A 14,693-nucleotide genomic window follows, 5' to 3' on the forward strand; every position below is an offset into this window, starting at 1 on the left:
TATAAAGATGAGGAGTATTTTTTGTTGGAAATAAATGGAGGTTGATACGATGGGTGTACCCACTTTTTTGGAGACAGGCCATATGCAAGAAGGTTTTCCCATTCGGGTAATTCATACAGGAAATCAGTTCAATTATGCTGCACACTGGCATGATGAGGTTGAACTGGTTCTCGTCAATGGTAAGAGCGCCAGAATTGGCGTGAACGACCACGTGTGTGAGTTGGAAAAGGGGGATGTGCTGCTGATCAAACCAGGGGATGTGCACTGCTTTTTGCCGGGGACCGAACATTTGACCATCATCTTGTTCCGACTCGAATTGTTAACCGGGAGTTTCACGACCGAAGCCGAAATTCAGGATCTCGGACAACTTTTCAACAAAACAACAGTTATTCCCTCGAATACGGGAAGTCAGAGCAATCTGACTCAATATATAGATGACATCATTACCGAGAAGAAAAATCAGAAGCCGGGATACCGATGGTTAATGGTATCCAGATTGTATGATCTCATCATTCTTTTATTACGTACCAAAGTACCGGTTACCACCGATGAATCTTCATCTTCAGGATGGGCATGTACTTCCTCCAAAAAATTTGAATTCCTTGAATCGGTCTGTGAATACCTGGAGGAGCACTATGCTGAGCCCATTAAGCTGGAACAGGTGGCAGAACATATTAAATTCAGCAAGTTCCATGTCTGCAAGCTGTTCAAAGAGATCAAGGGAGTAACACTGATGGAATACTTGAATCATTTTCGAATTATCAAGTCCGAGTGGGCTTTATTGTTCCGTCAGGATACGATTCTGGAGATTGCGATCGGACACGGATTTAACAATGTTAACTCCTATAATCGTCTTTTCAAAAAATATAATGACTGTACACCCTCCGAATTTCGTAAGAAACATCGTACGAATATCACAAAATATGGAGGGTAATGCACAATATTTGTGGAGAAAGCCCTCTCCAAAATCAATATACTCTAATAAATTGTAAGCGTTTCCTTTTTGAAGGAGGGGGCCTATGAAGAAGTGGTTTAAGCCAACTATTGTATTTGTATGTGCAGCGATGTTGTTAGCTGGTTGTCAGTTCAGTCCATCGAGTCAAACCAAGCAACAGGAGATTACCGTGTGGAGTTTTACGGATGAAGCAGGGTACGCCATCGAGAAATTTGAACAGAAATATCCTGACATCAAAGTGAACTTTGTCAACATCCCCGGTAATTTCTATATCACCAAGCTGAAATCTGCGCTACAGACAACCTCGAAGGCTCCAGATGTATTTATGATTGAAAATGCGAATATTCGAGAGCTGATTGACGTTCCATATCTGGAGAATCTATCAGCTTCGCCGTATAACGCCAATGAACTTATCCAGGAACAATATGCTTTTGTTCAGGCCAATGAACAGGACAGTGAGGGAAATGTCAGAGCAATAGGTTATCAGGGAACACCAGGGGGCATCTACTATCGTCGGGATTTGGCGAAGAAATATCTGGGCACCGATGATCCTGAGAAGGTGGGTTCACAGATCGATACATGGGAGAAGATCTTCGAGATTGGAGAGAAGGTACAGCAACTTAGCGGGAATAAAGTACATGCATTGGCGAATTGGAATGCTATATCGAATTCATATGATGGTATACCTTGGGTGAAGGACGGCAAACTTGTTATCGATCCAACGTACTTGGAAGTGCTCGATCTTGTACGTGAAGCACGTGAGCGGAATGTACTTGCCGAGTATGAAGATGGAAGTGCCGGTTACGCTGCATCCATGCAAAAAGGAGAGGTCATGTTCTATCCCGGGGCAACCTGGGGTTTGCAATATACGTTCAAGGCAAACGCTCCGGATACCGAAGGCATGTGGGGCTTAGCCCAGGGACCGTCAGCCTTTAGTTCAGGTGGAACCTACATCGCGATGTACAGTAAAAGTGAGAAAAAGGATTTGGCCTGGAAGTTTATTGAGTTCTATAATTTTGACCACGATTTTCTATCCGAGTTAGCGAAAGAACAGGATTATTTCACCAGCAACATGGTTGTGAATGATGAACTTGCCCCGTCTCTCTCATCATCTTATTTGGGAGGACAAAAGCATTTCGAGTTTTTCTCGGAGGCTGCAAAACGGGTACCTGTATACGAACGCACCAAATATGATGCCACGATTAACAATGATATCTACAAGATTGTACTCCAGTTATATCTCAATAAGGACATTCAGACCAAGGAAGAAGTCGTAAAGCGAATCAAACGTGATGTCACCTTGAGATTTCCGGAACTGGAAGTGGATTAGCTTAGGACGTGTCTCAAAACTCCTTCGGAGTTTTCAGACACGCCCTAGAAGTAAGCGAATGAATATACACATCCGATGATAACTGGGGGGATAGAACATGTTTGCCAAAACGATTCGTAAGGACCATTACGGCTACTACTTCATTGCTCCGTTTTTTATTATTTTCACCACTTTTGGGCTGTATCCCATTTTATATTCCCTCTACATCAGTTTCACCAACTTTGATGGGATCACGACACCTGATTTTGTAGGGATCGGTAACTACGTTGCCGTATTACAAGATCCGTTGTTCTACAAAACCTTGTTTAATACGTTATTCATCTGGGGCGTATCTGTAGTTCCACAGCTCACAATCTCACTTGTGTTGGCTTTTATCTTGAATGATAAGCTGCTCAAAGGACGGGACTTTTTCAGAGCGGTATACTTTTTTCCCAACATCGTTACGGCGGCATCACTTGGATTGCTTGTCAGCTTGATTTTTGACTGGCAGTCTGGCGGACTGAATCATTTTTTGGTGCAGACCGGCATAATACAAGATCCAATTAACTGGAAAAATGACCCCTGGTTTATGCGTCTTATTGTATCATCCATTTTGTTTTTTCAATACTTCGGCTATTCCATGGTCATCTACCTTGCAGGTCTTCAGGGCATTGATCCTTCATTGCTGGAAGCTGCACAGATGGATGGCGCGAAAAAGAAACATATTTTCATCCATATTATCGTGCCGATGCTCCGTCCAATAATTCTGTTTCAGATGATTACATCCATTATTGGTGGCATCCAGATTTTCGATCAGCCATTTACACTAACCAACGGCAATGGCGGTCCTGACCGAGCAGCCATGACGAGCATTATGTATCTCTATAATGTAGCATTTCAGAGCACACGATTTGGTTACGGCGCTGCCATCGCATTTTGCCTGTTTATTATCATCATATTGTTGTCCGTTGCATCCTTCATCATGACCAAGCGGAAGAGCCGTTCATAGGGAGGGGAGTTCTTATGCAAACTGCAAAATCAGTTGAACAACCAAATGCGGCGATTCAGCAATATGCCAATACAAGGGGCCTGACGGCAGGCAAAATCATCATCTATCTGTTGCTGACAGGTCTTGCCGTGCTCTGCATTATTCCATTTTATCTGATGCTTATCTATTCCACACATAACAATGCAACGATTGCTTCGACGTTTACATTTCTCCCTGGGTCATTTTTGATTGATAACTATCTGAACATGGTATCCAAAATCAACATATGGCGTGGGTTTGCCAACAGCATATTTATTGCCGGAACATCGACCGTATTATCTCTGTATATTGGGGCCTTAACTGCGTATGGATTTGCCAAATTTAAATTCAAAGGACGAAACGGGTTGTTCCTGTTTCTGTTAGCAACCATGATGGTACCGGGTCAACTGGCTCTGATTGGCGTATATCGACTATTCAGCATGATGGGACTTCTGGATAGTTATGCCGCAATTATTTTGCCTGCTGCGGCTAACGCGTTTAATGTATTTTTTATCAAACAGTTCATGGAGAGCAGCATCCCGGATGAGATTATTGAATCTGCGCGGGTGGACAGTGCCGGTGAGTTCCGGACGTTCAATCAGATTGTACTGCCTATTCTGGGGCCGGCAATCGCCGCCCTTGGCATATTCACGTTTATCGGATCATGGAATAATTTCCTAACACCGCTGGTGCTATTTTTCTCCCTGGATAAATATCCACTTCCGGTATTGGTTGCGCTAGTGCAGGGGTACTATGGGATGGATTATGGACTCTTGTATTTGGGTGTAGCGATCTCAATCCTGCCTATTATCATTGTATTTTCTATATTTTCTAAACAGATTATTGGGAGTGTTGCTTTGGGTGCTGTGAAAGGATAGGAATGAATAGTGTTCTATATCATCAGAGTCGCTCATGAGGGCGGCTTTTTTGGCATTCTATATTTTGCGTATATATCCCATCTGATAAGTAAAGGATACCTTTAACTGAGAATATCTGGACGGAGCGTTTACGGAAAGGGGAGGCGTCATGGACACATCAGCGATAACACAACAGGACCTGCCATTAACCGGAAATCTTGCTATTGATCAAGAAATGTTACGCTCCGTTTTTGCGGGTTGCTCGGACGTTGTATTTCATACATTCCAAACGGCGTGTCTTACATCAGCATTATGCGTATATTGTGTTGGTGTATGCGATACGGAGCGGCTGGAACGCCAGGTACTAACGCCCCTTCAGGAAATGGGGATCGAAGCTGCGCAAGTTCCCCTAGCTTCTGTTAAGCAAGTTGAAACGACTACTCAGGCAGTACAGGCCATATTTGAAGGAGAAGCTCTGTTACTGCTGGATGGTTCAATAGGAGGAACTACATACCCTCTATACCTAGCTGCAAATCGTTCAACGGAAGAACCGTTAGCTGAATCGACCGTGCGTGGTGCACGGGATGGGTTCACAGAGTCGTTGACCATGAATATGTCTTTACTGCGCAAACGTCTCAAGACACCTGCATTGAAGATTCATACACGTAACATGGGAGATCGTACAAACACCAGTATTTCACTTGTATACATGGAGGGGATTATTGATCCCAAACTTGTTAAGGAAGTGGAGACACGACTTGGCGATTTAAAGCTCCGAGACGTACTGGAGAGTCAGTACATTGAAGAAGGCATTGTTGACCAGCGATATTCACCATTTCCACAGATGATTGCGACGGAGCGCCCGGATGTCGTTGTTTCCAACTTGCTGGAAGGTCGTTTTGCTATTCTCGTTGACGGAACACCGTTTACCCTTATCGCGCCAGTGACTATTTTTTCCATGTTACAATCCCCCGAAGATTATTATCAAAATGTGTTCATGAGTGTTTTTGTACGCTGGCTGCGATACATTTTTTTTGTTTTATCCATGCTGCTTCCATCGGCTTATGTAGCGATTACGACGTTTCATCAGGAGATGATTCCTACCGTATTACTTCTCAGTATTGCTCGGGCGAGAGAAGAGATCCCTTTTCCTGCCCTGGTGGAAGCGCTCATTATGGAAATTGCCTTTGAAGCATTGCGTGAGGCTGGCGTCCGATTGCCCAAGCAGGTCGGATCAGCGGTCAGTATCGTGGGCGCCTTAATTATTGGGCAAGCGGCGACGAGTGCCGGAATTGTCTCAGCCCCCATGATTATCATTGTCGCGATAACCGGTATCGCTTCTTTCATGATCCCTCGCTATGCTGCCAGCATCGCGACTCGTCTACTACGTTTTCCCATGATGTTTCTGGCGGGAACGCTGGGACTCACGGGTGTCATGTTGGGAGTCATCTTGGTTGTCATTCATCTAAGCAGTCTTCGTTCATTTGGAACACCTTATCTCTCACCGGTAGCACCTACGATGGCTAAGGAACTTAAGGATGTGTGGTGGCGTCCATCCCCAAGGAACAAACCACACTAGAACAATCTACATTCGAGCAAACAAGGGAGCGGGATTACATATGTTGACTGACAAAGGGAAAATATCGGTGACTCAATTGGCATTTATGGTCTTTCCCGCCATTCTCGCGACGGCTATCTTGTCTGTGCCTGGAATTACAATGCATTATGCAGGACATGACATGTGGATGACTCCAATTATAGGTTCTCTCGTTGGGTTGGCTGCCATTGGTATTTCCGTTGGACTTGATCGTTTGTACCCTGGAAAAACGCTCATTCAATCCAGTGTATTGATTATTGGTCGGATTCCAGGCAAGTTATTCGGTCTGATATATATCGCTTTTTTGCCCCACCTGACGGGCTTGATTATTCGAGAATACGGTGAATTCATTGTCAATAATGCACTTCCGCGTACACCTTTGTTTGTTGTGATGGGGACGATGGTTGTTGTATGTGCGATTAATGTCAGACTCGGGATTGAAGTTGTCGGACGAACCGCTCAGGTGTTTGTTACCCTGCTGATCGTTCTGCTGGCTTTGATCTTTATATTGTTGATTGGTGAACTGAATCCTGCCGAGCTGTTTCCTTTTATGGAGAAGGGTCCAATTCCCATTATTACGGGGGCTGCTGCACCTGCTGCATGGTTTAGTGAATATATCGTGTTGGCTTTTCTGCTACCTTATGTGAATGAAAAAAAACGAATAACCCGGGTCATGCTGGGTTCCCTTGTATTTACAACAACTGCGATGACAGTTACCAATCTGTTTTGCCTGTTTTTAATTGGTGATTTGACGGATACATTTGTATTTCCAGTCATGATCGCAGCAAGATACATAACCATTGCGGACTTTCTGCAACATATCGAATCCCTTATTATTGCCATCTGGATTTTCGGTATTTTCGTTAAAATTTCCGTTTTTCTATATATCTTTGCTACATCAACCGCGGAATGGTTTGGTTTGCGGGACTACAAACCTGTGGTTGGTCCACTTTCGTTTCTGTGCATGGTATTTGCTTACTGGGTTGTGTCCGGTGGATCTGGTGTTTCCAGTTTGGTTAGTGCTTCAGCCAACTTGTATACGATCAGCATTTTATTAATCCTTCCGGCTATGATCTACGGTGTTGCATGGCTGAAGAAAGGGTGGGCACATTTTCGGAAGAAGAATCGAGCGAACACCTGATTGATGGGGGGAGGAGCACTTGCGAATATTTAGAGTACTACTAATGCCAATATTGTGTTGTGTGCTTTTAAGTGGATGTTGGGATCGTATCGAGATTAACGATTTGGCTATCGTGCTGGCTACAGGGATAGATTATGAAGATGGTGAAGTACAATTGACTTCACAGATTTTCATTCCGCGAAAGGCAAGTGCAGGAGATAGCAGTGGGAGTGGAGGCAGTCCAAGCGGGGTAACAATGATTCGAACAGCGGAAGGACGTACAATTGCCGAGGCATTGAATCGGTTACAACGTAAAGTTCCCCGGAATATGTTCTGGGGCCACTGCGAAGTCATAATCATTAGTGAGCAAGCCGGCAAACGCGGTATCCGCGAGTATATCGATTTCTTCCTGCGTTACCCTCAGTTCAGGGAGCATGCATATGTCTTTTCCAGCGATAAGGCTGCGAAAGATATCCTTGCGTTACTTGATCCACTGGAGCGAAGTTCTGCTGAATCGTTGCGTGAGATGGCCAATTTGAAGTTAGGTACACGTGTTACTGCGCTTGAACTGGCTAAATCTATTGAAGGTCCGAGCAGTTCAGCCATTTTGTCTCGCATGTTAATCTTACCCCCGGAGCCCGATCAGGATAAACTGACGACAACGCCATATGTGAAAGGTCTGAGTATGTATAAGAAGGATCGTTATGTCAAGACGGTCAAAGAACCACTAAGCGTAGGTGTATTACTACTTGCAAAAGAACTGAACAGCATTATCATGCCCGTTGAGTTTGAGCCGTTAAAGGGTTCTTTTTCGATAAGACTCATTGAAAATAAAACCTCCTTGAAGCCGCGAATTGTAAACAAACAGTGGAGTATGAAGGTCGACATCCAAACCAGGGGAGAAGTGGTGTTAAATACGACGGATGCCAATCTGACGGATCCCGCTGTATTAACTAAACTGGAAAAGGAATGGTCGGCTAAACTCAGATCTTTGGCTCATGATGCTTTAGACATGTCCCAGAAAGAGCTACGCTCCGATTTCTTCAAATTCGCAGTTGAATTCCGCAGATATTACCCGCATCAATGGAAGGCGCAGGAGAAGAACTGGGAAACCATCTATCCTGATATGGACGTGCAAGTCAACGTAGATGCACATGTAGTACGCACCGGAAAATCAACAGGACCACAGGGGATACCTAATGAGGACGAAAGTTGAACAGAATCGGCTCCTGTACAAGCCTGGAAGAGAGGTGATTGAATGAAACTAGGCTCAATCCTTGGAATATTGATGCTGGCGACTGCGATAGTGTATGGAGGGTGGAAGAGCAGCAAAGAGAAGCGAGCCAGAATAGTGAGCGCGGGATTTACTGCTGTAGCGGCAGTAATTGGGATTATTCTTCTCTTTCAGCCCCGTTTGCCTGGTCCTACCCAGTTTGTGAAGCTTATATTTGGAAGTGTGGATAAATTTATAAAGTAAGATGATGGGAACAAGAAGGACCAAGTCTCTGCGTACCAGAGGCTTGGTCCTTCTTTTTATTTAAGTTGTATCCAGTTAGAAAGTTTACTCTTTGATCACAGAAGCATTTACGGCATCTTCCATTTTCGTATTGTAGGAACGGAACAGACCCAGACGCCAGAACGCGGCTCCTTTGAGGTCATAACGTTTGGCGAGACCCAGCTTATCATCAACAGAGGAGGGCGTTTCACTGCTTAGACTGATACCAAGCAGAAGCTTGCTCTTTGGTACACCAGCCTGTATGGCTAATTGAATCGCTTGATCCACAAGACTATTTGGCTCAGGTACCTGAGATTTGGTGCCAACCGGATTATACTGATAGGCCATAATAATAAGATCATCTGCAATAGAGGCAAGTGTTTTGTAATCATAACCTTTATAAGCACTATTTAGCGGTGGTACCGCCAGAGATAAAACTGTGTCCTGGGGCAAGGAACTCTTTAGTTGTTTCACGTAAGCATTGAGCAGCTTCTGTTGTTCTACCGCATCCAGTTTAAAGCCCAGTCCTTCAAAATCCAGAACAACTCCACCAAAACCATGCTCTGCGACAGCAGCAGTTATGCCTTCAATCGATTTCTGCCGCAGGCTGCTGTCGCTCAGAACTTTGGTCAGTTCACCATTTCCGTCCAATGCGTACACCATGAGCTGTGGTTGGATCTGCTGATCTGCTGCGTCAGCAACGATAGACTGCGGTGTAATATCACCCGCAGCAGCAGGGAGGCGGTACTCATCCCCTTGGAGCGTAAATTGGCCTTCACGATCAATGCGGCTCCAGCCAAAGGCTACGGAATTCATGGAAGTAATAAGGTCCTTTTCTTGAAAGGATTGCAATGCATAGAAGGCTCTCAGGTGCATCTCGCGTTGTGGGGAGACAAGGGAGACCGTCTTGGTTGCTTGATTCCAGCTTACTTGTACACCGAATTGGTTACTGAACGAACTTAGTGGAATAAGTACGCGGCCCTCCCGCTGAACGGGTGCTGCAGCAAGTGTAACTTTTTTTCCATTTACGGTCGCTGTGGTGCTGCCAACTTGTAATAGTACCTCGGTAGTTTGTCCTTTCACAGTGTTCGTTGCTTTTACAGTCTGTGATTTGCTGTTCCAGGTAATATCGATACCTAGGGCTTCCCCGACCGTCCGAAACGGAACGTAAGTGACACCTCTATCAATACGTGGAGCTGCATCAAATATCAGGGGCACATCATCCAATTGAACTGAGATGGCCGGGGCAGCATAGGCTCCACCGATATTGGGGGTACTTCCAAGAATAGAGAGAGCAATTACGGTAACCGCAGCGATGTTTCCTACACGTTTAATAAGCATCGTTTGTGTCCTCCAACTCCGTACATAATAGTAGAATTATATTTTGAACAGAATCTAGTAATCTAACATATGTAGCATAACAAAATTTTCATATCGTTCCAATATAAGAGTCTGGAATATAGTCATATATACCATATCGCTGTTTAATGGATTCTTCCAACCATAGTGTAATTGAATGATAGCTTTGGTGAGTTGTTGGCTAGAAGTCCAAACATAATAGTACGCTACGAATATACTATCCTATCCCAACATTAGGAGGTAGATTGATGAGCACATTTCTGGATGCAAGAACATCACAAAATGCCAGTTTGGCCAACTCAATAGCTATTCCAATATTATTCCTGAACACCCCACAGCTCTTTGGTCAAATTGGTCTGCAAACTGCCGGAGCAGGAGCCAATCCCAGAGTTCAATTTAAAGGGACGGTTTCTGTACAATTACCTTTAGCTCTTGTGGGCATAACGATTACCGTTGTAAGAGGTACCTTGTCAACGGACCCGGTTATTTACTCCGCAACGTCCACATTTGGTTTAAGTGTATTGGCACCACAAGTAATTACATTCTCTGGAAATGATTTTAATCCACCGATTTTACCACAATTAACTTACACTGCTTTTGTAAGCTCCAACTTGCTGGGAACAATCCGCGTTGGTCCCGAGAATTTTGATGGATTTGTGGTCTCTGATTAATAGCTCGCTCTAAAAATAGTTATGTTATCGTAAAAACAACCCCATATCTCTAATCTACGGGAAACCGATTAGAGGTATGGGGTTGTACATGTTTGTTCAATCTGAAACGACATATCCGTCGAAACTCTCGGGTCCCACCCGAGTAGTACCGAGCAGGTTTGTGCTGATAAATGCGGTATAGGTTAATTGGGGCATGAGCGGTGGGTTATAGTCAGTGGCAGAGAAGACAATCACTTCAGGGTTAAGCAGACCATTCAGACCATATGTGTGGTTTCCCGAGTATACAATTGGATCGGTTGCGATTGTTCCTCTTACCACAGTAATCCTTACTATAAAAAGTGCACGCGGCAATTGCACCGTGATGGTTCCTTTTAATGAAACTCTTAGATTGGTTCCGGCTCCAGCGGTGATGAGACCAATCTGGCCGAATAATTGTGGCGTAAAAATCACTGGAATCGGTATGGAAATGGAATTAAACAACGCAGCATTTTGCGATGATCTTGCATCGAGAAATTGAGTCAACGTATATACCTCCTATCTGTTTCAGATAGAATAATATATTCATCATTCAGATATTTGTATGGACGTTGGGTGCAGCGCTGGAGATATTAAAGACAAACCGACTGCCCATAGGACTGGACTCTTTAAGCCATACAACGCCACCCATTAATTCAGCGAGTTGTTTACAGATGGACAAGCCCAGCCCCGCTCCGCCATACTTTCCTGAATTACCATGAATCTGGGAATAGGATTTGAACAACAGATCCTGACGGTCCTGCGGGATGCCGATGCCCGTATCCTTTATTTCGTAGGATGCATGGAGAGTACCTTTGGTATCAGCAGATACCTCAGTAGAGATGCATACTTCACCTGTCTCCGTAAATTTTAGCGCATTCCCAACGAGATTGATTAAAATCTGACGAACTTTGTGCTGATCGCCCATAAGCATCAGATGATCATTAATATTATATTCTGCGTACAACCTAATTCCTTTTTTCTGTGCTTCAGAAGAGAATAATTGTAATACATGTTCAACTGTGTCAGAGACACTATAGGGCTTGATCTCCAGAGAGATCGCACCAGCTTCTGCTTTGGAGTAGTCCAGAATTTGATCCATCATCGACAGAAGGCTGGCGCCACTTGACTCAATGACATTAACATATAACGATTGATCCTCACTTAGCCTGGTCGATTGCAACAGATTGGCCATTGCAAGAACACCATTCATTGGCGTCCGGATTTCATGGCTGAGAACGGCCAGCAAATTTTTCTTTTCTTCAAGCACTTTTGCAGCGGTCTCTTCCGCCTGTTTTAATTGTTGCAGAGTTGTTTCCATCTCAAGAAGACTCGTGAAAAAGGAAGACAAGGAGAGAAGCAGATCCACGTCCTTTTGTTGATAGGAATAGAAATCCTGATCAAATGAGCAAAGGGAGCCGTAAATTTCTCCGTTCTCATTATGTATAGGCACACCGACAAATGAACACCCACCTACGAATTCGGTTGCGTCCATATGTCTGGTTAATGGATGTGTTAGATTATTATTGATTACTAACGGGCCTTGGGAATGTTCAGTCACAAGTGCACAGTATGACTCGGCGTTATCAACGACCAGCCCCTCACCCAGAATGAGTTTGTCACGATTATATACGTTCAGAACCTTGGTGGATAGATGATCCAACTGGGCAATACAAAACGTGTTTGCAGGAATTAACCTGCTTGCCGTGTCCATGACATTAGCAGCCGAATCATATAATTTATGTGAGACAAGGGATAGTACATCAATGAATTCTGTTTTTAACATATTGATTTGACTCCTCCTGATTGTAGAAATTCGTTGTGCACTGTATTCAGTATATATGAATTTGAAGAATCGATCATGTATGGTTTTGACAGTGGAAGACGGAAATGAGAAAATATAATGCTGTGTAACATGTATATATTAATAAAGTTTTGGAGGCAAATCAATGAATCAGCGTTTTCGAATTACCCGATCCATGCAGGAAAGCAATGCGGAACAATCCATCTCGCTGGAAGAGTGCAAACTCTACTTCGAATCCCAACCCGATTTTACCTATTCACCGGTTCTTAACATTGTAGGAGCTGAGAGCACCATGACCATCGACGGGGACTTTTTTATGTGGGACCTTGAGGGTGCACAGATTGCTTTTCGTTTGTACATGGGGGATCTGTATGTAGCTATTTCTAACGAAGCTATTGTTCCCAAAATGATTGAGATTGCAACGGATCTACGTGCAGATATCGTTGAAGGATAAGAAGTAGAGAACTAGAGTTTGATAAAAATGTAATGATGTTAGTTGTAGTATGTTTTAGAGATCCCTGTAAAAATGAGACTAAAGATTCATTTATATTCCATATGTTAGATTGTAATATATGGAATATAAAACATTTTACAGGAGGGTAATGAAGTGAAAAAGACCAAATTAATACTTGTTGTATTCATGAGTATGATCCTTGCCTTATCAATAACTGGAATAGGATCGAGTTCAAAGGCTTCTGCAGCTACGGCACGTACACCCATTGTATTGGTACATGGATTGACCGGTTCAGATAGCAATTTTACAGCAATTGAGAGTTATTTGCGTAGTCAAGGGTGGACAAGAGACGAATTATTCGCGATTGACCTTCCTAGCAAACAAGGAAACCAGCTGTTGAACTCCGCAGCAATTAGTCGATTCGTAGATGATGTTCTGCGCCAAACGGGTCATACAAAAGTCAATATTATAGCTCATAGCATGGGTGGAGCTAATAGTCTCTATTACATACTTAACCGTGGAGGCGCTTCCAAAGTGGATAAGTTGATTACCCTTGGCGGGGCTAATCGATTGACCACAACGACAGCTCCGAGTGGAATAAAGGTGACTTCGATCTATTCCACCAGTGACACGATTGTGTCCCCGGTACTTTCCCGTTTGAACGGGGCGAACAACGTTTCGGTTTCCCTCGTATCCCATATCGGTCTGCTGTTTAACTCGCGGGTGAATGCCCTGATCAAAACTGCGTTGAATGAGTAGCTGAACATACAAAATGTGCATTTTTTCATTGATATACAATGATTGACTTGAACACGACTGGCCATTTATGGGCAGTCGTGTTTTCGTATTACCCGGAAATGGCTCGCTGAGGTAAGTTTCAAAAATAGGTACATCCGTTCTATAATTAGAAATCAGAATTAAAAATGGAACAAGTTAAAGGAGTCTATATACATGCAACTTCTACCGAATGATCGAATTAAAGTTCATCCAGGTTTCTGGGCTGGTTTACATCAATTAGGGATTGGTGCTCACGACGTAGCTCGCACTGCACAATTGCCTCTTGAAGTAATCACTCAACCTGTAGTGACCCAATCTCAATACTTCGCAATCTGGCAGGCCTACTCTGATCTCAATGGGGACACCGCCGAGGGCATCATCAAACTTGCAACCGGATATGAAATATCGAAGTATCCTCCGCCTGTACTGGCGATGTACCATGCTCGTGATTATCGTGATGCGTTGAATCGCATGGTGCGTTACAAGCAAATGTGTCCTCCCGAGAGTTTGCAGATTACCGAAGCAGGGGAGGAATGTATCATTGAACTCGAATGGTTACATAAGGAGCAACAAGGTCCGCCATTACTTGTTGGTATTACGCTGGCATTTCTGATCGAACTTGGACGGAGGGGCACAGGACAACCTTTGACTGCCAAAAGGGTTGAGTTCTCCCAACCGATGGGTGACGTAGCCACCCTTGAGGCTTACTTCGGCTGCCGAGTTGATACGAATTCTAAGCATAATCGGCTGACGCTAGAACGGAAAGATCTGAGTCTTCCATTTCTATCGTATAACGAGGAGTTACTGGAGATTCTGACCCCGGCACTGGATCGGTCGCTGGACGAACAAGAGAGCAATCGTTCCATTACTGAAGTGGTCAAATGGATTATGAAACGCAGCCTCACAGGAAAGCGCCCTGACATCCAGACGGTCGCCAAAGAGCTTCGCATGAGTGATCGTACCTTGCAGCGGCGACTGACGGAGGAGAACACAAACTTCAAGCAATTATTAACCGAGGCCAGACGTGAGCAGGCCCGAGCGTACCTTGCAGATCCTTCACTTGATATCAAAGAAGTGGCATTTCTGGTTGGGTATGAAGATCAGAATTCGTTCTATCGTGCTTTCAAGACCTGGGAAGGGGATACACCTTCAAATTGGCGTGTAAGGCAATAACTCTGGCGCAAAATGCTAGTTACTAGGTCCTTCAGACTGCGTAATATTATACCTATCCGGTGCATGAAGCTATTGGCAAT

Annotated in this window: 14 protein-coding genes; 11 read left to right on the forward strand and 3 right to left on the reverse strand. The window is 44.1% G+C overall.

What is annotated here, in order from left to right; genetic code table 11:
• The first annotated feature begins 34 nt into the window (after positions 1–34).
• From MHI55_RS14970 to MHI55_RS15000, 7 genes are all read left to right on the forward strand, one after another.
• Positions 35–934 (forward strand): AraC family transcriptional regulator, encoded by a 900-nt coding sequence (locus MHI55_RS14970; RefSeq protein WP_081594975.1) that lies wholly within the window; start codon positions 35–37, stop codon positions 932–934.
• Positions 935–1,019: 85 nt separating this feature from the next.
• Complete coding sequence (locus MHI55_RS14975; RefSeq protein ID WP_036608163.1) at positions 1,020–2,285, forward strand: extracellular solute-binding protein; 1,266 nt, start codon at positions 1,020–1,022, stop codon at positions 2,283–2,285.
• 97 nt (positions 2,286–2,382) lie between these two features.
• Positions 2,383–3,273, forward strand: a complete 891-nt coding sequence (locus tag MHI55_RS14980) for a sugar ABC transporter permease (RefSeq protein ID WP_036608160.1) — start codon at positions 2,383–2,385, stop codon at positions 3,271–3,273.
• 14 nt (positions 3,274–3,287) lie between these two features.
• Positions 3,288–4,169 (forward strand): carbohydrate ABC transporter permease, encoded by an 882-nt coding sequence (locus MHI55_RS14985; RefSeq protein WP_081745887.1) that lies wholly within the window; start codon positions 3,288–3,290, stop codon positions 4,167–4,169.
• Between the two features lie 148 nt (positions 4,170–4,317).
• Positions 4,318–5,727, forward strand: a complete 1,410-nt coding sequence (locus MHI55_RS14990) for a spore germination protein (RefSeq protein WP_036608157.1) — start codon at positions 4,318–4,320, stop codon at positions 5,725–5,727.
• A gap of 40 nt (positions 5,728–5,767) precedes the next feature.
• Entirely contained in the window at positions 5,768–6,886 is a 1,119-nt protein-coding gene (locus MHI55_RS14995) for an endospore germination permease (protein WP_340390468.1), read from the forward strand.
• A 43-nt stretch (positions 6,887–6,929) separates the two neighbouring features.
• Positions 6,930–8,081 carry a Ger(x)C family spore germination protein gene (locus tag MHI55_RS15000; RefSeq protein WP_340390469.1) on the forward strand — a complete coding sequence of 384 codons (1,152 nt, stop codon included), beginning with the start codon at positions 6,930–6,932 and terminating at the stop codon, positions 8,079–8,081.
• Positions 8,082–8,426: 345 nt separating this feature from the next.
• Here MHI55_RS15000 and MHI55_RS15005 read toward each other — a convergent pair whose 3' ends face one another.
• Positions 8,427–9,701, reverse strand: a complete 1,275-nt coding sequence (locus tag MHI55_RS15005) for a stalk domain-containing protein (RefSeq protein ID WP_340390470.1) — start codon at positions 9,699–9,701, stop codon at positions 8,427–8,429.
• 266 nt (positions 9,702–9,967) lie between these two features.
• Here MHI55_RS15005 and MHI55_RS15010 point away from each other — a divergent pair, with 266 nt between their 5' ends.
• Positions 9,968–10,390 (forward strand): hypothetical protein, encoded by a 423-nt coding sequence (locus MHI55_RS15010; RefSeq protein WP_017688591.1) that lies wholly within the window; start codon positions 9,968–9,970, stop codon positions 10,388–10,390.
• Between the two features lie 96 nt (positions 10,391–10,486).
• On the opposite strand, the gene MHI55_RS15015 is transcribed toward MHI55_RS15010, so the two are convergent.
• On the reverse strand, positions 10,487–10,912 hold the full coding sequence (locus MHI55_RS15015; protein WP_340390471.1) for a hypothetical protein: 426 nt from the start codon (positions 10,910–10,912) through the stop codon (positions 10,487–10,489).
• 46 nt (positions 10,913–10,958) lie between these two features.
• Positions 10,959–12,191, reverse strand: coding sequence for a GAF domain-containing protein (locus MHI55_RS15020; protein WP_076249391.1), 1,233 nt, complete (start codon positions 12,189–12,191; stop codon positions 10,959–10,961).
• 163 nt (positions 12,192–12,354) lie between these two features.
• Here MHI55_RS15020 and MHI55_RS15025 point away from each other — a divergent pair, with 163 nt between their 5' ends.
• The 3 genes from MHI55_RS15025 (at position 12,355) to MHI55_RS15035 (ending at position 14,613) form a co-directional block, all read left to right on the forward strand.
• Positions 12,355–12,663, forward strand: a complete 309-nt coding sequence (locus MHI55_RS15025; protein WP_076249390.1) for a hypothetical protein — start codon at positions 12,355–12,357, stop codon at positions 12,661–12,663.
• Positions 12,664–12,849: 186 nt separating this feature from the next.
• Complete coding sequence (locus tag MHI55_RS15030) at positions 12,850–13,422, forward strand: alpha/beta fold hydrolase (protein WP_051449755.1); 573 nt, start codon at positions 12,850–12,852, stop codon at positions 13,420–13,422.
• Positions 13,423–13,614: 192 nt separating this feature from the next.
• The gene (locus tag MHI55_RS15035; protein ID WP_076249388.1) at positions 13,615–14,613 is read left to right on the forward strand and encodes an AraC family transcriptional regulator; all 999 of its coding nucleotides are present in this window, start codon (positions 13,615–13,617) and stop codon (positions 14,611–14,613) included.
• The last annotated feature ends 80 nt before the right edge of the window (positions 14,614–14,693 follow it).

Origin of the sequence: Paenibacillus sp. FSL E2-0151, assembly GCF_037993015.1 — a bacterium.
Lineage (GTDB): Bacteria > Bacillota > Bacilli > Paenibacillales > Paenibacillaceae > Paenibacillus > Paenibacillus amylolyticus.